20 protein-coding genes are annotated in these 18366 nt (G+C 68.9%); 10 read left to right on the top strand and 10 right to left on the bottom strand.

The annotated features are described in order from the left end of the window. Nucleotides 1-34 precede the first annotated feature (34 nt). The gene (locus tag ACFWUR_RS11795; RefSeq protein WP_378905731.1) at nt 35-769 is read left to right on the top strand and encodes an alpha/beta fold hydrolase; all 735 of its coding nucleotides are present in this window, start codon (nt 35-37) and stop codon (nt 767-769) included. Between the two features lie 23 nt (nt 770-792). Here the strand turns inward: ACFWUR_RS11795 and ACFWUR_RS11790 are convergent, their stop codons facing one another. Further along, nucleotides 793-1692 (bottom strand): DUF3710 domain-containing protein, encoded by a 900-nt coding sequence (locus tag ACFWUR_RS11790; protein ID WP_378905728.1) that lies wholly within the window; start codon nt 1690-1692, stop codon nt 793-795. Then, nucleotides 1692-2162 carry a dUTP diphosphatase gene (dut, locus tag ACFWUR_RS11785; protein WP_378905725.1) on the bottom strand — a complete coding sequence of 157 codons (471 nt, stop codon included), beginning with the start codon at nt 2160-2162 and terminating at the stop codon, nt 1692-1694. The genes ACFWUR_RS11790 and dut overlap by 1 nt, the downstream gene beginning before the upstream one ends. Before the next feature lie 72 nt (nt 2163-2234). Here dut and ACFWUR_RS11780 point away from each other — a divergent pair, with 72 nt between their 5' ends. After that, the gene (locus ACFWUR_RS11780) at nt 2235-2771 is read left to right on the top strand and encodes a DUF3093 domain-containing protein (protein ID WP_378905722.1); all 537 of its coding nucleotides are present in this window, start codon (nt 2235-2237) and stop codon (nt 2769-2771) included. A 40-nt stretch (nt 2772-2811) separates the two neighbouring features. Here ACFWUR_RS11780 and ACFWUR_RS11775 read toward each other — a convergent pair whose 3' ends face one another. Continuing rightward, complete coding sequence (locus tag ACFWUR_RS11775) at nt 2812-3114, bottom strand: DUF4193 domain-containing protein (RefSeq protein WP_056811237.1); 303 nt, start codon at nt 3112-3114, stop codon at nt 2812-2814. 376 nt (nt 3115-3490) lie between these two features. Between ACFWUR_RS11775 and cei the strand changes: the two genes are divergently transcribed. Next, the gene (gene cei / locus ACFWUR_RS11770; protein WP_378905719.1) at nt 3491-4174 is read left to right on the top strand and encodes an envelope integrity protein Cei; all 684 of its coding nucleotides are present in this window, start codon (nt 3491-3493) and stop codon (nt 4172-4174) included. A gap of 169 nt (nt 4175-4343) precedes the next feature. On the opposite strand, the gene ACFWUR_RS11765 is transcribed toward cei, so the two are convergent. Further along, the gene (locus ACFWUR_RS11765; protein ID WP_378905716.1) at nt 4344-5243 is read right to left on the bottom strand and encodes an inositol monophosphatase family protein; all 900 of its coding nucleotides are present in this window, start codon (nt 5241-5243) and stop codon (nt 4344-4346) included. A 108-nt stretch (nt 5244-5351) separates the two neighbouring features. Here ACFWUR_RS11765 and ppgK point away from each other — a divergent pair, with 108 nt between their 5' ends. The 3 genes from ppgK (at nt 5352) to ACFWUR_RS11750 (ending at nt 8886) form a co-directional block, all read left to right on the top strand. Beyond that, nucleotides 5352-6110 carry a polyphosphate--glucose phosphotransferase gene (ppgK, locus tag ACFWUR_RS11760; RefSeq protein ID WP_378905713.1) on the top strand — a complete coding sequence of 253 codons (759 nt, stop codon included), beginning with the start codon at nt 5352-5354 and terminating at the stop codon, nt 6108-6110. A gap of 246 nt (nt 6111-6356) precedes the next feature. Beyond that, nucleotides 6357-7730, top strand: coding sequence for an RNA polymerase sigma factor (locus tag ACFWUR_RS11755; protein WP_378905710.1), 1374 nt, complete (start codon nt 6357-6359; stop codon nt 7728-7730). 244 nt (nt 7731-7974) lie between these two features. Next, nucleotides 7975-8886, top strand: a complete 912-nt coding sequence (locus ACFWUR_RS11750; protein WP_378905707.1) for an MHYT domain-containing protein — start codon at nt 7975-7977, stop codon at nt 8884-8886. Here ACFWUR_RS11750 and ACFWUR_RS11745 read toward each other — a convergent pair whose 3' ends face one another. Genes ACFWUR_RS11745 through ACFWUR_RS11735 form a run of 3 tightly spaced genes read right to left on the bottom strand, consistent with a single transcriptional unit; the run spans nt 8887 to nt 10963 of the window. Further along, nucleotides 8887-10065 (bottom strand): cation:proton antiporter, encoded by a 1179-nt coding sequence (locus ACFWUR_RS11745; RefSeq protein WP_378905705.1) that lies wholly within the window; start codon nt 10063-10065, stop codon nt 8887-8889. A 6-nt stretch (nt 10066-10071) separates the two neighbouring features. After that, nucleotides 10072-10554, bottom strand: a complete 483-nt coding sequence (locus ACFWUR_RS11740; RefSeq protein WP_378905702.1) for a cation:proton antiporter regulatory subunit — start codon at nt 10552-10554, stop codon at nt 10072-10074. A 37-nt stretch (nt 10555-10591) separates the two neighbouring features. After that, nucleotides 10592-10963, bottom strand: coding sequence for a DUF952 domain-containing protein (locus ACFWUR_RS11735; RefSeq protein WP_378905699.1), 372 nt, complete (start codon nt 10961-10963; stop codon nt 10592-10594). A 403-nt stretch (nt 10964-11366) separates the two neighbouring features. Here ACFWUR_RS11735 and ACFWUR_RS11730 point away from each other — a divergent pair, with 403 nt between their 5' ends. After that, on the top strand, nt 11367-11561 hold the full coding sequence (locus ACFWUR_RS11730; protein ID WP_056811260.1) for a hypothetical protein: 195 nt from the start codon (nt 11367-11369) through the stop codon (nt 11559-11561). A 148-nt stretch (nt 11562-11709) separates the two neighbouring features. Here ACFWUR_RS11730 and ACFWUR_RS11725 read toward each other — a convergent pair whose 3' ends face one another. Beyond that, on the bottom strand, nt 11710-12462 hold the full coding sequence (locus tag ACFWUR_RS11725; protein ID WP_378905697.1) for a TetR/AcrR family transcriptional regulator: 753 nt from the start codon (nt 12460-12462) through the stop codon (nt 11710-11712). Nucleotides 12463-12607: 145 nt separating this feature from the next. Here ACFWUR_RS11725 and ACFWUR_RS11720 point away from each other — a divergent pair, with 145 nt between their 5' ends. Further along, entirely contained in the window at nt 12608-14338 is a 1731-nt protein-coding gene (locus ACFWUR_RS11720; RefSeq protein ID WP_378905821.1) for a DEAD/DEAH box helicase, read from the top strand. Then, nucleotides 14338-14886, top strand: a complete 549-nt coding sequence (locus ACFWUR_RS11715) for a hypothetical protein (protein ID WP_378905695.1) — start codon at nt 14338-14340, stop codon at nt 14884-14886. Before ACFWUR_RS11720 ends, ACFWUR_RS11715 begins: the two co-directional genes overlap by 1 nt. A 121-nt stretch (nt 14887-15007) precedes the next feature. Here the strand turns inward: ACFWUR_RS11715 and ACFWUR_RS11710 are convergent, their stop codons facing one another. Further along, nucleotides 15008-15745 (bottom strand): SDR family NAD(P)-dependent oxidoreductase, encoded by a 738-nt coding sequence (locus tag ACFWUR_RS11710; protein WP_378905692.1) that lies wholly within the window; start codon nt 15743-15745, stop codon nt 15008-15010. Nucleotides 15746-15905: 160 nt separating this feature from the next. Between ACFWUR_RS11710 and ACFWUR_RS11705 the strand changes: the two genes are divergently transcribed. Further along, nucleotides 15906-16508: a TetR/AcrR family transcriptional regulator gene (locus ACFWUR_RS11705; RefSeq protein WP_378905689.1), complete on the top strand. Its 603-nt coding sequence runs from the start codon at nt 15906-15908 to the stop codon at nt 16506-16508. Between the two features lie 76 nt (nt 16509-16584). Here the strand turns inward: ACFWUR_RS11705 and ACFWUR_RS11700 are convergent, their stop codons facing one another. Continuing rightward, nucleotides 16585-18312: a DEAD/DEAH box helicase gene (locus ACFWUR_RS11700; protein WP_378905819.1), complete on the bottom strand. Its 1728-nt coding sequence runs from the start codon at nt 18310-18312 to the stop codon at nt 16585-16587. Nucleotides 18313-18366 lie beyond the last annotated feature (54 nt).

The raw sequence follows: 18366 nt of genomic DNA, 5'->3' as shown, positions 1-18366 counted from the left end.
AGATGGGCTGGGGCCCGGCCGCTACGCTCGGTCGGTGTTGCGCACCCCACCCCAGGTCACCGTGGTCGCCCTGCCCGGGACCGGCTCAGACGCCGATTTCGCCGCCCGTGCGTTCGGGCCTGCCGCCCAGGCACACGGACTGGCGTTCCACGCCGTCGAACCGGACCCGCAGGCCGTGATCGGCAGCTGCACCACGGCGTTGGACGCGGCCGCGCAGCGCGGTCCGGTCTTGGCCGCGGGCATCTCCCTCGGCGCCGCGATCGCACTCGACTGGGCAGCCGAGCACCGAAGCGCGGTGGTCGGTGTCATCACAGCATTACCCGCCTGGACCGGTGCCGAAACCGCCACGTGCCCAGCCGCATCGAGCGCCTCGGTTACCGCCGAGCAACTGCGAGCCGACGGCTTGGAGGCGGTGATCGCGCGCATGCGGGCGTCGAGTCCGCGATGGCTGGCCGAGGCGTTGACACAGTCGTGGCGTCGTCAGTGGCCACACCTGCCCGCGGCGCTGGACGAGGCCGCCCGGTACGCGTGGCCCTCGCTGGAAGCGTTGGCAGGCAACGACGTGCCGGTCGCGGTGATCGGGGCGAGCGACGATCCGGTGCACCCGATCGCCGTCGCCGAACAGTGGGCCCACACTTTGCCCTCGGCGCGGCTGCATCGGGTGACTCTCGCCGAGCTGGGCGCCGACCCCGCGGTGCTGGGACACACCGGGTTCGCCGAGCTCGCGGCACTGACCGGACCGATACGCGAACTGCCCGCTGCGAGATAGGCAGCGGGCAGCGTCGCGGGCGGCTAGTTCAGGCCCAGCTGTTGCATCGCCGAACCGTCGGCGCCGCGCCGCGGCTCGTCGGGCAGTTTCGGCGGAAGGGCCGACGGCGGCGGCGCGGCGGCCGCGGCCGCCTGGGCCTCGAGGGCTTCCTGCTGGGCCTGGACCTGCTGCTGATGGGCGGCGGCCAGCTGTTCGGCCAGTTCCTGGGGCAGGACCACCGGCAGCGGGTCGCGCACCGGGAGCGGGTCGGTGCCGCGGCGGACCACGGCGTCGGCCAGGACCGCGCGGGCCGCGGTGATCAGCGGGCTGCGGTCGTCGACAGCGCCCTTGGGGCCCGCGGCGACCAGACGGATCATCCAGCGCGGGCCGTCGACGCCGATGAAGCGCAGATCGGCGCCCTCGGTGATCGCCTTGACCTCGCGTCCCCACGGGCCCTTCTCGACGGCCACGCTCGCGCCGTCACCGCGCAGCGACTCGGCCAGATCCGCGGCCACGGTGCGCCACTGGCCCGCCGACTTCGGCGCGGCGTAGGCGGCGACGGTGAGCCTGCCGTGCTCGGTGGCCAGATGCACCGCCTGCGGGGTGCCGTCGGGGCTCATCTCCACCTGCAACTGCCCGCCGTCGGGCACCGGAATGAGAACCGAACCCAGATCGAGGCGCCGGGAGATGGCCTCGTCGGACACCTCGCTGACGTCGTAAGGGCCGGCGGCGGCATCAGGGGCGTGGTCGAAATTGCCGTAGATGCGCTCATCGGTCGGAGCGTCGTCGAAATCGAGGCGCGCGAAGTCGGGACGCGGGAACTCGTCGGTGTCGTACTCGTCGGAGTCCGCGTCCAAGTCGTAGTCCGCCTCGTCGTAGCCGACCTCGTCGTATTCGACGTAGTCGTCCTCGCGCGCGCGCTTCTTCTTACCGAACAGACCCATCACGCCTCCTTGTCGGCCAGGCTGGCATGCCCGCCGCTCGACCCGTACCCGCCGGTGCCGCGGGCGGTGTCGTCCAGATCCTCGACCTCGGCGAAATCGACCAACTCGACCCGCTGCACCAGCAACTGGGCGATGCGGTCGCCGCGTCGCAGCTCGATCGCGGTGCGCGGGTCGTGGTTGATCAGGCACACCTTGATCTCACCGCGGTAGCCCGCGTCGACCGTGCCGGGCGTGTTGACCACCGACAGGCCCGCTTTCGCGGCCAAGCCCGAACGGGGATGGATCAAGCCGACCGTGCCCATCGGCAGCGCGATCGCGATCCCGGTGCCGACCAGCACCCGCTCGCCCGGTTCGATGATCACATCCTCGGTGGTACAGAGGTCGACGCCCGCGTCACCCGGATGGGCACGCGTCGGCACAGGGATGCCGGGATCGAGCCGCCGCAGCGGAATCGGTGCAAGTGCGTTCACATCGGTCGAGACTACGCGGTCGAGGCCGGACCTTCTCGTCGCAGCCCTCGTGCCGTGACCTAGTGTTGAGGGGTGCCCGACCAGCCCCATTCACCGACGACCGCGACCACAGACACCGACCACCGCGCGCCGAGCGCGCAGGGTCCGTCGCCCTACTCCGAGCGCCTGTGGGTGCCGCTGTGGTGGTGGCCCGTCGGCTTCGGGATCGCGGGACTGCTCGCGGCCGAGATCCACATGGGCGCGCCGGGGCTACGAGCCTGGCTGCCGTATGCGTTGCTGGCGCCGGTCCCGATATGGATCCTGTTGTGGATGAGCAGGCATCGCCTGGACGTCACCGTGGCAGGCGACGGTACGGCGGAACTGCGCGTCGACCGCGCCCACCTGCCGGTGAGCTTCGTCGCGCGCGCGGCGGCCGTCGCGCCGACGGCCAAGAGCGCGGCGCTGGGTCGTCAACTCGACCCCGCCGCCTACGTGCAACACCGGGCCTGGATCGGCCCGATGGCATTGCTGGTTCTGAACGATCCGGACGACCCGACGCCGTACTGGTTGGTCAGTACGCGCAGGCCGGACCTGGTCTTGGCCGCGCTCGGACTCCCGAGCGCGGGCTGACCCTTCCTCGTCGATCCGCCCAGCGGATCAGAGTGCCCCGCTAGAGAGCGCAGTCCATGCAGATCAATTGACCACCCTTCTCGGTGGCCAGTCGGCTGCGGTGATGCACGAGGAAACAGCTCGAGCAGGTGAACTCGTCGGCCTGCTTCGGGACCACCCGAACGCTGAGTACCTCGTCGGACAAGTCCGCGCCGGGAAGCTCGAACGATTCCGCTGTATCGGATTCGTCGATGTCCACGACGGCGGACTGCGCCTCGTTGCGGCGGGCCTTCAGCTCCTCGAGCGAATCCTCCGACACCTCGTCGGATTCGGTGCGCCGCGGTGCGTCATAGTCGGTTGCCATGTCGTCTTCCCCTCAGTCCTTACTCCGTATATCCCGGATCAGTCGATTGCCGTAACCCCCGCAGGGGTCCGGCGTTCGTACCGCCCCGCCGGTGGTGCACCTCACACGTGCACCGGTCGTCTATCAGGTTCGATCGACCAGCGATCAACTCCGACAGCGTTCGGTAAACGCAGGACATGCCCTTGTTGTTCCCGCGACCGAGCACCGTTTCACCGGTAAATATTCGATCTGGGCGGGCAGACAATAGCGGACCTGCGGACGAAAGTCGCAATCAAACCCGCGCCGAGCCGAAACCGACGACGAATCGTCACCTGCCGGGAAACTCGCCGAGACCTCCCCGACTCGCGCGGCGCCGTCGGCCTCGTAGAGTGAGCGCGTGGTTTCACTGATCACCGAAGGCAGCGCGACTGATCGCGACGGCAAACCCTTTCCGCGGCGGCGGCCCGAGCTCTGGCTCGCGCTCGTCCTCGTGCTGGCTCTGGTGAGCCTGTTCGTCTGGATAACGGCGTTCCGTACCCGTGACGACAGCAACGAACCGATGGCGTGCAACGCGCCGAGCACGCCGACCGCCACCAACGCCCCGCAACCGGCGGCACTGGGCTCGCGGGTGGGTCCGACACGGCTCGAGGACGTCGACCCCGCCGCGCTCTCGGAGTCGAAGGTCCGGGTGTTCAACGCCAACGGCAAGAGCGGCCAAGCGGGCAACATCGCCTCGGCGCTGGCCGACCTCGGCTTCGCCGGCGCGCCGGGGACACAGGTCGGTAACGATCCGGTCTATGTCAGCGGCGACCTCACCTGCACCGGGCAGATCCGGTTCGGCGTGAACGGCCGACCGGCCGCCGCCTCGGTGCAGCTGGTCGCACCCTGCGCCGAGCTGATCGAGGACCCGCGCACCGACGACACGGTCGACCTCGTCCTCGGCCAGGCGTTCGGCGAATCGCTGCGCCCCGGCGCCGACGCCGAGGCCGTCCTGCGGTCGCTGAAGAACCTGGCCCCCGGAGCGAGCTCGTCGTCGATCGACCCCGCGTTGCTGGACGCCGCCCGCGAAGTGAAGTGCTGAGATATCGGCGGCTGGCGCCGCGGGTTTTCGGCCTGTTCCCTCGATCTTCCTGAATCTTCGGCGGCTGGCGCCGCGGGTTTTCGGCCTGTTCCCTCGATCTTCCCTCCCTACGGGCACTCCTTCGTCGCACCCTTCGGTCAGTCCAGATCGAGGCGGCCGAAAACCTGACTCAGTCCGGGAGGGCTGTCGGGGCTCCTACGCGGTCGAGTAGGTCGTTGAGGTCCTCGGCGATGCCGGGGGCCGCGACGACGGTCAGCTCGCCGGCGGCGCCGCCGACGGTGACCGGCGGGACGTGGACGACCGCGCCCGCTTCGGCGGCGATGAGGGCGCCCGCGGCCCAGTCCCAGGCGTTGAGGCCGTGTTCGTAGTAGGCCTCCAGCCTGCCCGCGGCGACATGGCACAGGTCCATCGCGGCGGCGCCGAGTCGGCGGATGTCGCGGATGCGCGGCAGGATCTCGGTGAGCAGTTGCGCCTGGCGGGCACGGCGCGCGCTCCCGTAGGCGAAGCCGGTGGCCACAAGGGCCACCGACAGCGAATCCTCGCTGCTGCAGCGCAGTGTCACCCGGGTGCCGTCGGGGCGCACAGCGTGCGATCCAGCGCCCAGTGCGGCGCTGTAGGTGGTCGCGGCGGCGACGTCGACCACCGCGCCCGCCACGGGCTTGCCGTCGATCACCGCACCGACCGAGACGGCGTAGCCGGGTAGCCCGTAGAGGAAGTTCACGGTGCCGTCGATCGGGTCAACGACCCAGGTGACGGTGCCGGGCGCGGTGGCGCCGACATCGCCGCCGCCCTCCTCGCCGAGAATCGCGTCGGCGGGTCTGCGCTCGGCGAGCAGTCCACGGATCAACTGTTCGGATTCGGTGTCGACGATCGTGACCGGATCGGTCTCGTGCCCCTTGGTGGCCACGGCGCCCGCCACCGGTCCGCCGTCGGCGAACACCTCGGGTCTGCGGGCGCGCACATGCGCGGCGGCCGCTTCGGCGAACTCCACGGCGAGACACCGCAGCTGCTCGTAGTCGGCGGATGTGTCGGGGGCGGTGACGGTCTCGGGCTCGGTGTATTCGGGCACCTCCCCATCGCATCACATGCGGTGGCTCGTCGCGCGCGGGATGACTACCGCTACTCTTCCTCGTGGTGTCTGTCAGGCACATCGACCGCGTCAGCAAGGGGTTGAACCATGTCCGATCGGGGGCACGCATTCGGTATCGATATCGGTGGCAGCGGGGTGAAGGGCGCCGAGGTCGACCTGGCCACCGGCCGACTCGCCCATGAGCGCATCAAGATCGCGACACCGCAGCCGGCGACGCCAGAGGCCGTCGCCGCCGCGGTGGCCGGGCTGGTGGCGCAGGCGGGCTGGGAGGGTCCCGTCGGCATCACCATGCCGTGCGTGGTGCTCGACGGTCACACCAGAACCGCGGCCAATATCGACAAGGCATGGATCGGCACCGACGCCCGCAAGCTGTTCGCGCAGGCGCTGGGCGGACGGGCCGTCACCGTGCTCAACGACGCCGACGCCGCGGGCTTGGCCGAGGACTTCTACGGCACCGCTCGCGGCCTCGACGGGTTGACCCTGCTGCTCACTTTCGGCACCGGCATCGGCTCCGCGCTGCTCTACAACCGCGTGCTGGTTCCCAACTCCGAACTCGGCCATCTCCAGATCGACGGGCGCGACGCCGAGGATCTGGCCGCGGCCTCGGTCAAGGACAACGAGAACCTCACCTACCCCGAGTGGGCGCAGCGGGTGAGTCACGTGCTGGGTCACATCGAGGATCTGTTCTGGCCGAAGGTGATCGTGGCGGGCGGCGGCATCAGCCGTGATCACGAACAATGGATACCCTTGCTCACCAACCGAACTCCCGTGATTCCGGCCGTACTGAAGAACACCGCGGGTATCGTCGGCGCGGCGATGGCCATCGATGCGGGCATCGCGCCGTAGCCCGGCGCGGCGGGTGACGCAACGCCTGGGTGGCATCGTGCCATGAGTACCCTGGTTGGATCGTTACAATGGAACACGTCCGGCGGTGAGCCGGTGAAACCTTCCGGCCGCGGCCGGTCGCGAGAAGGTCGGTGAACGAGCGCCGACTTCCCCCGGCCGACGCATCGCCGGTGCAACCCGACCGACCGCTCCGCCGGAAAACCACTCTGGCGTGACGCCGCACGAGACCGTCACGAAAGGGCGTACGTGGTAGCCACGAATACCCGTCAGACCGCCGACTCGGCCTCCGACGCCGATGCCGACGACGCCGTAACCCCGGCCAAGAAGGTGCCGGCCAAGAAGACCGCCGCCAAAAAGGCGCCGGCCAAGAAAGCCGTAGCGAAAAAGGCGCCGGCGAAGAAGGCTGCCGCCAAGAAGGCTCCGGCCAAGAAGACCGCCGCGAAGAAGGCGACCTCGGGCGAGGGCGGTGACGAGCAGCTCGACGACGAGTCGGTCGAAGTCGACGACCTCGGTGATCTCGAGGTCGCCGAAGACGAACTCGTCGGCGAGGAAGTCGTCGTCGAAGACGTCGCCGAGGAAACCGCTGAGGTCGCCGAAACCGCGGAGCCGTCCGAGAAGGACAAGGCTTCCGGCGATTTCGTCTGGGACGAGGAGGAGTCCGAAGCGCTGCGTCAAGCACGCAAGGACGCCGAACTCACCGCCTCCGCCGACTCGGTGCGCGCCTACCTCAAGCAGATCGGCAAGGTCGCGCTGCTCAACGCGGAAGAGGAGGTCGAACTCGCCAAACGGATCGAGGCCGGCCTGTTCGCCGCGGAGAAGATGCGCGAGTTCGCCGAAGCGGGCGAAAAGCTCTCGGTCACCACACGCCGCGATTTCAACTGGATCGTGCGCGACGGCAACCGGGCCAAGAACCACCTGCTCGAGGCCAACCTGCGACTGGTCGTCTCCCTGGCCAAGCGCTACACCGGCCGCGGCATGGCCTTCCTCGATCTCATCCAGGAAGGCAACCTGGGCCTGATCCGCGCGGTCGAGAAGTTCGACTACACCAAGGGTTACAAGTTCTCGACCTACGCCACGTGGTGGATCCGTCAGGCGATCACCCGCGCCATGGCCGATCAGGCCCGCACCATCCGTATCCCGGTGCACATGGTCGAAGTGATCAACAAGCTCGGGCGCATCCAGCGTGAGCTGCTCCAGGACCTGGGCCGTGAGCCCACGCCGGAGGAGCTCGCCAAGGAAATGGACATCACGCCGGAGAAGGTCCTCGAGATCCAGCAGTACGCGCGTGAGCCGATCTCGCTCGACCAGACCATCGGCGACGAGGGCGACAGCCAGCTCGGTGACTTCATCGAAGACTCCGAGGCGGTCGTCGCGGTCGACGCGGTGAGCTTCACCCTGCTGCAGGATCAGCTGCAGTCGGTGCTGGAGACGCTGTCCGAACGTGAGGCGGGCGTGGTGCGATTGCGCTTCGGTCTCACCGATGGTCAGCCGCGCACACTCGACGAGATCGGTCAGGTCTACGGCGTCACGCGTGAGCGCATCCGCCAGATCGAATCGAAGACGATGAGCAAGCTGCGACACCCGAGCCGTTCGCAGGTTCTGCGCGACTATCTCGACTAGTCGTCCTACGACGCGAGGCCCGTATCACCGAATCGGTGGTGCGGGCCTCGTCGTCGTTTTCGACCGCTACATCCCTAACGGTCTGTTTATTCGGCAAACCGGCGAGTAATCGTTTCGTGATCAACCCCACACTGGTGGATTGCACTGTGGAGGACACGGATTGGCGATCTTCACCGTATCGTCACGTTCAGCTTTTCGTTCTACCGCCTCAATTCGCGGTATCGGCATTGAGGGTTTTTCGCGCGTGCTCGACATCTATCACTTCAGCTACGGCTGGATCACCCCTGTTCTCGCCTATTTCATGTCCGTGACGGGCAGCTTGCTCGGGCTGCAGTGCGCGGCCCGCGGTCGCAACGCCGCCGAAGGACGAACCGGTTGGCTCATCGGCGCCGCGATCGCGATCGGCGGAACCGGTATCTGGGTCATGCATTTCATCGCGATGCTCGGCTTCACCATCCGCGGTGCCGACATTCGCTACGACATCCCGCTGACCCTGTTCAGCGCGATCACCGCGATGGTGGTGGTGGGGATCGGGCTGTTCATGGTGAACAAGCCGCAGCCGACTCTGCGCTCCCTGCTCTCCGGCGGCATCATCACCGGCCTCGGTGTCGGGACCATGCACTACACCGGCATGTTCGCGATGAAGTCCAGCGCCACCGTGCGGTACGACCCGGCGCTCGTGGCACTGTCGATGGTGATCGCGGTGGTGGCTTCGGTCGTGGCGCTGTGGTTCACATTGCGCGTCAAGGGTTTTCTGGCCACCGTGGGCGCGGCGCTGATCATGGGCGTGGCCGTGTGCGGCATGCACTACACCGGGATGGCGTCGATGCACGCCCATGCCGGGCATCAAGGCCCGCCCGCCTCCGGCGCCGAGGCGATGCAACTGCTGGCGCCGCTGATCGGAGTGAGCAGCATCGTCACCATGCTCGTGTTGATCAGCGTGAGCCTCACCGAGATCGAGAACGAGGAAGCGCTGCCGCGCATGTGGCTGACCTCGCGGCACCGCCCGCGCCCGCGGCCTGCCACCAAGACCGCACCGGGCGCGCAGGTCACACCGACCACCGCACCGACCGCACCGACCGCACAGCACGACTACCGCACCGAGGAACTGAGTTACGACGGTGTCGGCGCCTGGCCGCGCCGGGTCGTCGACTGATCAGCTCGTCGCGACACCGGAACGGCGCCGGACGAATTCGACCACCGGTTCGACGACCCGCGCCGCGATCGGCCCGAGGATCGCCATCAACAGCACGTAGGCCGAGGCCAGCGCGGCCAGATTCGCGTCGGCCTTGCCGTAGGCGACCGCCAATCCGGCGATGACGATGGAGAACTCGCCGCGCGCCACCAGCGCGGCGCCCGCCCGCGCGCGACCCATCCGCCGGATGCCCTGCTTGCTCGCCGCCCACCAGCCGACCGCGATCTTGGTGCCGGTGGTCACCACCGCCAACCCGACCGCCCAGGCGAAGACCGGCGGGATCGCGGCCGGGTCGATCGAGAGCCCGAAGGCGACGAAGAAGATCGCGGCGAACAGATCACGCAGCGGCTCCAGCAATTTCGCGGCTTCGTGCGCGGTGGAACCCGAGATCGCGATGCCGAGCAGGAACGCCCCCACCGCGGCCGAGACGTTGAGCGCCGAAGCCGCACCGGCCACGAGCAGGGCGGCGCCGAGCAGTTGGAGCAAGAACACCTCGCGATCGGCGCTGTCGAGCACCGCCGAGACCACCCGCCCGAAACGCAGTGCCACCACGAGCACCACGGTGATGGTCGCGAGCGCGACAGCGAGGGAGATCAGGCCGTTCAGCAGGCTCAACCCGGCCAGCATCATGGTCAGAATAGGCAGGTACACCGCCATCGCGAGGTCCTCGAACACCAGGATCGACAGGACCACCGGGGTCTCGCGGTTACCGAGGCGCCCCAGATCGTCGAGTACCTTGGCCACGATCCCCGACGACGAGATGTAGGTGACGCCGCCGAGCACGACGGCGCCGAGCACGCCCCAGCCCAGGATCAGCGCCACCGCCGCCCCGGGCAGCGCGTTGGCCACCAGATCGAGCACTCCGGCCCCCCAGGAGCGCCGCAGACCGGTCATCAGCTCGGGGGCGGTGTACTCGAGCCCGAGCAGCAACAGCAGCAGCACGACCCCGATCTCGCCGGCCAGGTGCCCGAACTCGGTGGCGGCGTGGACTTCGATGAAGCCGCCCTGGCCGAACGCGAGCCCGCCCAGCAGATACAGCGGAATCGGCGACATGCCGAACCTGCCCGCCACCCGCCCGCAGATCCCCAGCGCGAACAAGATCACGCCGAGCTCGAGCAGCGCCAAGGCCTGCGAGGTCACGGCGGGTCAGCCGTGCACGAGAATCTTCGCGGCCGCTTCCAGGCCGTCCGGGGTGCCGACGACCACGAGCAGATCACCCTCGGTGAAGGTGAAGTCCGGGCCCGGCGACGGGTGGAGCTGACCGGCGCGCATCACGGCGACGATCGAGGTCTTGGTGCGGGTCCGCATCCCGGTTTCGCCGAGAGTACGTCCCGCATAGGGTGATTCGTCGACGATGGCGAGCTGGCGGGTGGTGATGCCGGGCAGGTCGCGATGGTCGTCGTTGAGCTTGGCGACCAGTTGCGGCGCGCCGAGCAGATTCGCCAGCACCGACGCCTCGTCGGTGGACAGCGGCACCTGGGCGGCGATCGCGTCCGGGTCGTCGGATTTGGACACGATCAGGTCGATGTCGCCGTCGCGATGGGCGACCACTCCCACGCGACGCCCGGACCTGACTTCGAAATCCTTGCGCACTCCGATGCCCGGTAGCGCTGTGACGTCGACGTTCATCCCATCCACAGTAGACGCGCCCGGCTCCGATTGTGGCCTACGCCACTCCGTCTCGGCGCGGTGTGGTGAACACGCCGTCGGGGCCGGGCAGGTAGGGCTGCGCGGCCGACACCGCGGCGACCGGCAGCGGGGCGTAGAGGTGCGGGAACAGCATCGACGAGGGATCGCTCGGCACGCCAGGCTCCCACTTCACCTCACCGGTGAACGCGGACGGGTCCAGCCACAGCACGACCATGTCGACGCGCCCGGCGAAGAGGCGATTGGCGGGCAAGTGCACCTGCTCCGGGGTGGACAGGTGTACGAAGCCGGCGGCCGCCAGCGAGGGCGGTCTGCGCTCGCCCGTTTCGCGAGCCTGTTCCCATTCTTGGGAAGAACACAGGTGAACAAGGGTGTGAGTGTCGGATGTCACGGGTAATCTCCGGGTAGACAACAGGTTCGGACGGTCAAGACCCTGTCACAACTCGATCGTGTTCGGCTCGGTTCGGTGTTGCGTCCCATACGTAACGAGCAACACCGCAGCGAGCGACATATCGGTGAGCGACAGGATCGAGTGGGAGGTGGCATCAGCGCTTCGCGGGTGATCGGTGGGTGCTCGAAACCGACGACCGGCGGGTGTTCGCTTTCAGCGAAACCGCAGGTCTGTTATCGAAAACACAAAGATTCACTTCCGGGAACAAAGCCTGAACCCCGAACGTCTGACAGAGTAGTCGTACCACTGCTGGGAAGTAGCGGACGCGAGCCGCGTGGAGTGACCACGAGGCCCACACCTAGGCGAACGGCCACGCAGCGCCGGGAGCCGGGACGGAGGAGTCATGCCAGGAACCCTGACCAGCACCCCACTGACCGCACTCGATCGTTGCGATCGCTGCGGGGCGGCTGCCCGAGTGCGTGCCGTGCTTCCCGCGGGTGGCGAGTTGCTCTTCTGCCAGCACCACGCGAATGAACACATGGACCGCTTGCGCGAACTGGAAGCCGTGATCAACACGGACGAAGCTCCCGCGATCTGACTCCCCCTCGCGTCCGAAACAACCACATCTGACAACAGAAAACCCCGACAGCGGGCGACCCGGACAGGGCGCCCGCTGTCGCTGTCCGCGGGTATCGCCACTGGTCAGGCGTGCCTGCGCTGCGGGTCCGGTCGTTCGCGTGCGCCCATCAGGCGTCGGCGAGCAGGCCATCGACGAGGGTGGCCACCCCGTAGTCGAACGCGCCGTCCGGGTCGGCGGGGGCCTGGTAGTACTCGCCCACGGCGGTGCCAACGCGCCCGGCGAGCGGGAATTCGTCGGCGGGCATCACGCGAGCCAGCAAGGGGCCGTTGACCTCCCACCACTGCGCGTCACTGAGCTGGGCGGCGGCTGCCGCGGCCGCGACGGCGAGGCGAGCGTTGCCGGTGGCGAAGTCGGTGAGCACCGCGATGGCGCGGTCCATGGCCAGATCGCTCAGGCCCATGCCGTCGATCGCCGCCAGTTGACGTTCGTAGCGGCGCATCCTCGCCGGGCCGAGAACCTGGCGCCACGGCGACACCTCGAGCAGCCAGGGATGGTCGATCAGTTCCGCCCTGAGCTGGGTGGCGATGGCGATCATCCGTTCTCTGACCGGGAGGTCGGCCGGGATCGGGGCATCCGCGGCGGCGACAGCGTCGACCATGAGCACGATCAGGGCTTCTTTGCTGGGGACGTAGGTGTAGAGGCTCATCGCGCGCAGACCCAGTTCCGTGGCCACCGCGCGGATCGTGAGCTTGTCGAGGCCGTCTCGATCGGCCAGAGCGATGCCCGCCGCCACCACGTTGTCGACGGTGAGACCGGGCTTGGGCCCCCGGGCGCCGGGCTTAACGGGCAGGGCATGCCGCCACAGCAGCTCGAGGATCCGAGTGGCCTGCGCGGTCTTGTCGTCACCGTCGGTCGGCACGGGCCCTCCCACTTTCCGGCGCTCGGGAACAAACTCAGTACACTGTACGTTATTCGATTGCCCCTTGCCCGATCAATCGCCCATTGCCCGATCAGAGGAGAACGCTCTGCCCGCCATCCAGGCCACCTACCTGCCCGACCGTCACCTGTTCGCCCTGTGGACGTGGACCGGGCACGACGCCGGGCCCGCACCGACGGGAATCGGCGATCCGGAACAGCTCGCGCTCGCGCTGCCCGTCGGTGAACGCGGCGCGATCGAACCCGTCGAGGTGGCGACCGCCGTGGTCACCCCTGCCGAACTGGCCGACGTGGCCGTCGACGACCTCGCCCCGTCCGCTCTCGCCTGGCGCGCCTCGATGACCGGCGCGCGGCCCCGCGAGTGGCCCGCCGCCGCGCACGCGGTGCCCGATGCGGTCGGAACCGCGATCGTGTCCGCCGAGCGGGCGGCGCGAGTGTTGCGCGAGACCCAGGAGCTCGACGGGGAGCTCGCGGGGGTTCTCGACGCCACGCTGCGCCCGTATCAGGTGCGGGGGGTGGGGTGGTTGCGCGAGACCGTCTCGGCCTACGGAGGGGCGGTGCTGGCCGACGAGATGGGCCTCGGGAAAACAGTGCAGACGATCGGGTTCCTGCAGGGTCGCGCCGACGGGCCCCAGTTGGTGGTGTGTCCGACCTCGCTGGTCGGCAACTGGGTCCACGAGATCGAACGGTTCGCGCGGGGGATGAAGCCGGTCTCGTGGCGTGGCGGCGCGGTTCCCGCCGGGGCCGGGACGGTGATCGTCACCGGGTATCCGACCTTGCGGCTGCACGGGGCGGCGTTGATCGCCGAGCAGTGGTCCACCGTGGTGTTCGACGAGGCGCAGGCGTTGAAGAATCCGCGCACCCAGGTAGCGCGGGCGGCGCGGGCGTTGACCGCCGAGGCGAAGGTCGCGCTCACCGGCACGCCGGTGGAGAACCACCTCGACGAACTGTTCGCGCTGCTCAATCTCACCGTGCCGCGACTGTTCGCGCATCGCACACAGTTCCGGCGCCGGTTCGTGCGGCCGATCGAGGAGGGTTCGGCCACGGCGGCGGCTCGGCTGCGCGATGCCGTCGAGCCCGTGGTTCTTGCACGCAAGAAGATTCAGGTGGCGGCATCGCTGCCCGCCAAGATCCACAGCGATCTGCTGTGCGATCTCACCGCCGAACAGGAGCGGGTGTACGACGCCGTGCTCGCCGAGGCCCTCGACGAGGGATTCGGCTCGGGTCTGCAACGACAGGGACGGGTGCTGGCCGCGCTCACCCACCTCAAGCAGGTGTGCAACCACCCCGGATTGGTCTCCGGCGACCTGGGCGAACTCGCGGGCCGCTCCGGCAAACTCGACCTGTGCACCGACATCGTGGCCACCAACCTCGACACCGGTGATCCCACCCTGATCTTCACCCAGTACCGCAAGACCGGCGACCTGCTGGTGCGTCACCTGTCCGAACAGTTCGGGGTCGCGGCGCCGTTCTTCCACGGCGGGCTCGACGCCGCCCAGCGCGGCGAACTGGTCACCCGCTTCCAGGCACCGGACGGACCACCGGTGCTGATCCTGAGCCTGCGCGCCGCGGGCACCGGCCTCACCCTCACCCGTGCGGCCGATGTGATCCATTTCGATCGCTGGTGGAATCCGGCGGTGGAGGCGCAGGCATCGGACCGGGCACACCGGATCGGGCAGACCCGCACCGTCACCGTCACCACGCTCACCAGCGCCACGACGGTGGAGGAACACATCGCGGCGATGCACACCCGCAAATCCGCGCTGACGGATCTGTCCGATACCGCGGGCATCGCCGAGCTGGCCCGCCTCGACGACGACGCCCTCGTCGACATCCTGCGCCGGAAGCGAGAGAACTGATGGCCGACAACGAATTCGGGTACACGCCCTGGGGCATGGACTGGGTGCGGCTGGCCGAACCCCTGCGCCAGACCCGGCCGGAGCCACTGCTGCCCCGGGCGCGCAGCATCGCCCGCAACGACGGTGTGCGCATCGAGATCGAGGGGCGAACCGTGCGCGCGCATCTGCATCGCGGCGGTCAGGCCTCGATCGCGCACATCGAGGTGGTGCCGCTGTCGCGAGCGGCGGTGACCGCGATCGGTCACACGATCACCGACCCGACCGTCCTCACCGACGAGATGCACCGGGCCCTGCTCGACGCGGGTCACTCCCCCGCGCCGACCCTGGCGAGCACCGATTGTTCGTGCTCGGCACGGACCGCGCGCTGCGTGCACGTGTTCGCGACGCTGTACACGATCGCCCGCAGGGTCGACGAGAATCCGCGCCTCGCCTTGGAATTGCAGGGCTGTTTCGACGGCGGCGCCGATGCCGATCTCCCCGTCCAGGAGCCACGCTGGACCAGTATCAACGCTCTCGACCCGACCCGGTTCTTCCTCACGAATTCCTGATCCTTCGGTCGACGATCAACGCCCGGACCAGCCGCATCGCCGCGGCTGGTCCGCTCGAATTCCACACCGACGGCCGGTCTTTCGGTGGACGAGCGCCGTGTGCACGGGCCATCGACCCCACTCAGGCGTTGGTGCCACCGTCCACGGTGAGGATCGCACCGGTGATCGATCGACCGGACGGTCCCGCGAGGAAGACGACCAGTTCGGCGACGTCGGCGGCGGTACCGAACCGGCCGAGGGCGCTGAACTCTCGTTGGGTCGGCGCATGATCGCTGTCCGCCGGATTCATGTCGGTGTCGGTGGGGCCCGGCTGCACGAGGTTGACGGTGATGCCGCGCGGACCCAGCTCGCGCGCAAGGGCTTTGGTGAAGCCGTTGAGGGCCGACTTGCTCAGGTTGTAGAGCGACAATCCACCGAAGAGCGCGCGGTCGGACAGGTTGGAGCCGATGGAGATGATTCGGCCGCCGTCGCCGAGATGCGGTAGGGCGGCCTGGCCCGCGACGAAGGCGGCACGGGCGTGGATGTCGAGCGCGCGGTCGATCTCGTCGAGAGTGAACTCCGCGTAGGGCTTGGCCGGGAAGATGCCTGCGTTGTTCACCAGCACGTCGAGGCCGCCCAGTTCGCGGGCGGTCTGCTCGACGGCGGCGACGACCTGTGCCGCGTCGGCGCTGTCGGCCCGGATCGGCAGCGCGCGGCGCCCCAGCGCCTCGATCTCGGCGGCCACCGCCTTCGCGGCGACCTCGTCGCGCTGGTAGGTGAACGCCACATCGGTGCCCGCGGCAGCCAGTGCGCGGGCGATGGCCGCGCCGATCCCACGGCTCGCGCCGGTCACCAGGGCCACGGTGTCACTGCTCGTCATCAGGCTCGCTCCATTTCTGTAGTGGTCAGTACATAAATAGACAAGCGCATCCACCCCTCCCCGTCAAGAGTTTCTTATCGGTCAGCACAGAAAGTGCGGGCGCGGCCGCGACCACCCGCGAGGAGCGGTATATTTACTGATCGGCACAGAAAGGTTTCCGATGGCAGAACGTGGCCGCCCCCGAGGCTTCGACCGCGAGGTCGCGCTGCGCCGTGCGATGGAGGTGTTCTGGGAACGCGGCTACGACGGCGCCTCGATGAGCGACCTCACCACCGCCATGGGCATCAACTCCCCCAGCCTCTACGCCGCCTTCGGCGACAAGGAAGCCCTGTTCCGCGCCGCCGTCGAGCTCTACGGCCGCAGCGAGGGCTCCCACACGGCCAGGGCGCTGCGCGAGCAACCCACCGCCTACGCCGCGATCGAAGCGATGCTGCGCGACAACATCACCACCTACACCGATCCCGGCCTCCCGCACGGTTGCATGGTGGTTCTGGCCGGCGCGACCTACACCACCCGCAACGCCGCGGTCCGCGAATTCCTCGTCGACGCCCGCCGCCACACCACCGCCGACATCCACGCCCGCCTCGACCGCGGCGTCACCGAGGGCGACCTCGCCCCCGACACCGACACGGCATCACTGGCGATGCTGTACAGCACTGTGCTGTACGGACTGTCGATCCAGGCCAGAGACGGCGTCGGCCCCGACGAGCTGAGCGCCGCGGTCGACAGTGCGATGCGCACGCTCGCGGCCGCGACCCGCTAGCCGAGGCCGCGATCAGTGGCCTGTCCGGCCGTCAACGCCGAACGGGGGCCTCCCCGCAGCCGTCGTCGGCGGGATCTCAGAGACGACGCAGGGCCGCGATGCGCTCACCCAATTGATCGACACTCGCCAATGCCGTCGGCGGACCACCACATTCGCGACGGAGTTCGCCGTGGATCACGCCGTGGGGTTTGCCGGTGCGGTGATGATGCATCGCGACGAGGCTGTTGAGTTCGCGGCGCAGTTCGCCCAGTTTGTCGGAGGTGGCAACGCGTTCGGCGACGGCCGCGGGCTGGGGGGCGGACTCCTGGGCGGCGCTGCGGTCGGCGAGCTGGCGGGTCTGGCGGTCGCGCAGCAGCGCACGCATCTGGTCGGCGTCGAGCAGCCCGGGGATACCCAGGTAATCGGCCTCCTCGTCGCTGCCCGCGATGGTGGCGGTGCCGAAGGAGGAGCCGTCGTAGATCACCTGGTCGAGTTCGGCGTCGGCGGCCAGCGCGACGAAGGATTTCTCGTCCTCGCCGGGTTCGTCCTTGGCCTTGTTCGCGTCCATCAGCAGCTCGTCGTCGAGCCCGTCCTTCTCGCGATGCGGCTTGCCGATGACGTGATCGCGCTGCAATTCCAGCTGGGCGGCCAGATCGAGCAGCACCGGCACCGACGGCAGGAACACACTCGCGGTCTCACCCGGCTTACGGGCACGCACGAAACGGCCGATGGCCTGTGCGAAGTACAACGGCGTCGACGCGCTGGTGGCGTACACGCCCACGGCCAGACGCGGCACGTCGACGCCCTCGGACACCATCCGCACCGCCACCATCCACGGCTGGGTGCCCTTGCCGAACTCACCGATGCGCTGGGAGGACTGCGGATCGTCGGACAGCACCACCGAGGGCCGCTCACCACAGATGTGCTCGAGCAGTTCGGCGTAGTCGCGAGCCCGTTCCTGATCGGTGGCGATCACCAGACCGCCCGCGTCGGGCATACCGGAGGCGCGCAGCTGACGCAGGCGCATGTCGGCCGCGCGCAACACCGCCGAGATCCAGTCACCCGCCGGATCGAGCGCGGTGCGCCAGGCCCGCGCGGTGTGCTCGGCGCTCAGCGGTTCGCCGAGTCGGGCGGTGTGCTCCTCGCCCGCGCTGTCGCGCCAGTGCGCGTCACCGGAGTAGGCCAGGAACACCACCGGCCGCACGACGCCGTCGGCGAGCGCGTCGGCATAGCCGTAGGAATGGTCGGCGCGCGAGCGCGGGAAGCCGCCTTCGTCGGGTTCGTAGGTGACGAAGGGGATCTTCGAATCATCACTGCGAAACGGGGTTCCGGTCAGCGCGAGACGGCGCGTCGCGTCGCCGAACGCCTCTTCGGTCGCCTCGCCCCAGGTCTTGGCGTCGCCCGCGTGGTGGATCTCGTCGAGAATCACCAGCGTGCGCCGGTTCTCGGTGCGCACCCGGTGCCGCGTGGGGTGGGCGGCGACCTGGGCATAGGTCACCACCACACCGTGATAGTCGCCCGAGGTCGCGCCGGTGGAGTTGGAGAAGCGCGAGTCCAGCTGGATCCCGGTGCGCGCGGCCGCGGCCGACCACTGGTGCTTGAGGTGTTCGGTCGGGGCGACCACCGTGATCTGATCCACCGTGCGATCCGCCAGCAACTCCGCGGCAACCCGCAGCGCGAACGTGGTCTTGCCGGCGCCGGGTGTCGCGACAGCGAGGAAGTCGCGCGGCTTGGTGGCCAGGTACTTCGTCAGCGCCCGCCGCTGCCAGGCGCGCAACGACCCCGACGGCGCACCTCCCGCGGCAGTCTCGCCCGGTGTCCCCACTTGCCTCGCCGTAGCGGCGCCACCCGACCCAGTCACGCAGACGACCCTAGCCGC

This window comes from Nocardia sp. NPDC058633, from assembly GCF_042717045.1.
Lineage (GTDB): Bacteria > Actinomycetota > Actinomycetes > Mycobacteriales > Mycobacteriaceae > Nocardia.
This window is presented reverse-complemented; position numbering and strand designations above follow the sequence as displayed.

What these genes read in the sequence shown, in the direction of transcription:
- ACFWUR_RS11790 (WP_378905728.1), bottom strand. Translation starts at nt 1,692, where the DNA reads ATGGGTCTGTTCGGTAAGAAGAAGCGCGCGCGCGAGGACGACTACGTC.
- ACFWUR_RS11775 (WP_056811237.1), bottom strand. Translation starts at nt 3,114, where the DNA reads ATGGCAACCGACTATGACGCACCGCGGCGCACCGAATCCGACGAGGTG.
- ppgK (WP_378905713.1), top strand. Translation starts at nt 5,352, where the DNA reads ATGTCCGATCGGGGGCACGCATTCGGTATCGATATCGGTGGCAGCGGG.
- ACFWUR_RS11740 (WP_378905702.1), bottom strand. Translation starts at nt 10,554, where the DNA reads ATGAACGTCGACGTCACAGCGCTACCGGGCATCGGAGTGCGCAAGGAT.
- ACFWUR_RS11730 (WP_056811260.1), top strand. Translation starts at nt 11,367, where the DNA reads ATGCCAGGAACCCTGACCAGCACCCCACTGACCGCACTCGATCGTTGC.
- ACFWUR_RS11715 (WP_378905695.1), top strand. Translation starts at nt 14,338, where the DNA reads ATGGCCGACAACGAATTCGGGTACACGCCCTGGGGCATGGACTGGGTG.
- ACFWUR_RS11710 (WP_378905692.1), bottom strand. Translation starts at nt 15,745, where the DNA reads ATGACGAGCAGTGACACCGTGGCCCTGGTGACCGGCGCGAGCCGTGGG.
- ACFWUR_RS11705 (WP_378905689.1), top strand. Translation starts at nt 15,906, where the DNA reads ATGGCAGAACGTGGCCGCCCCCGAGGCTTCGACCGCGAGGTCGCGCTG.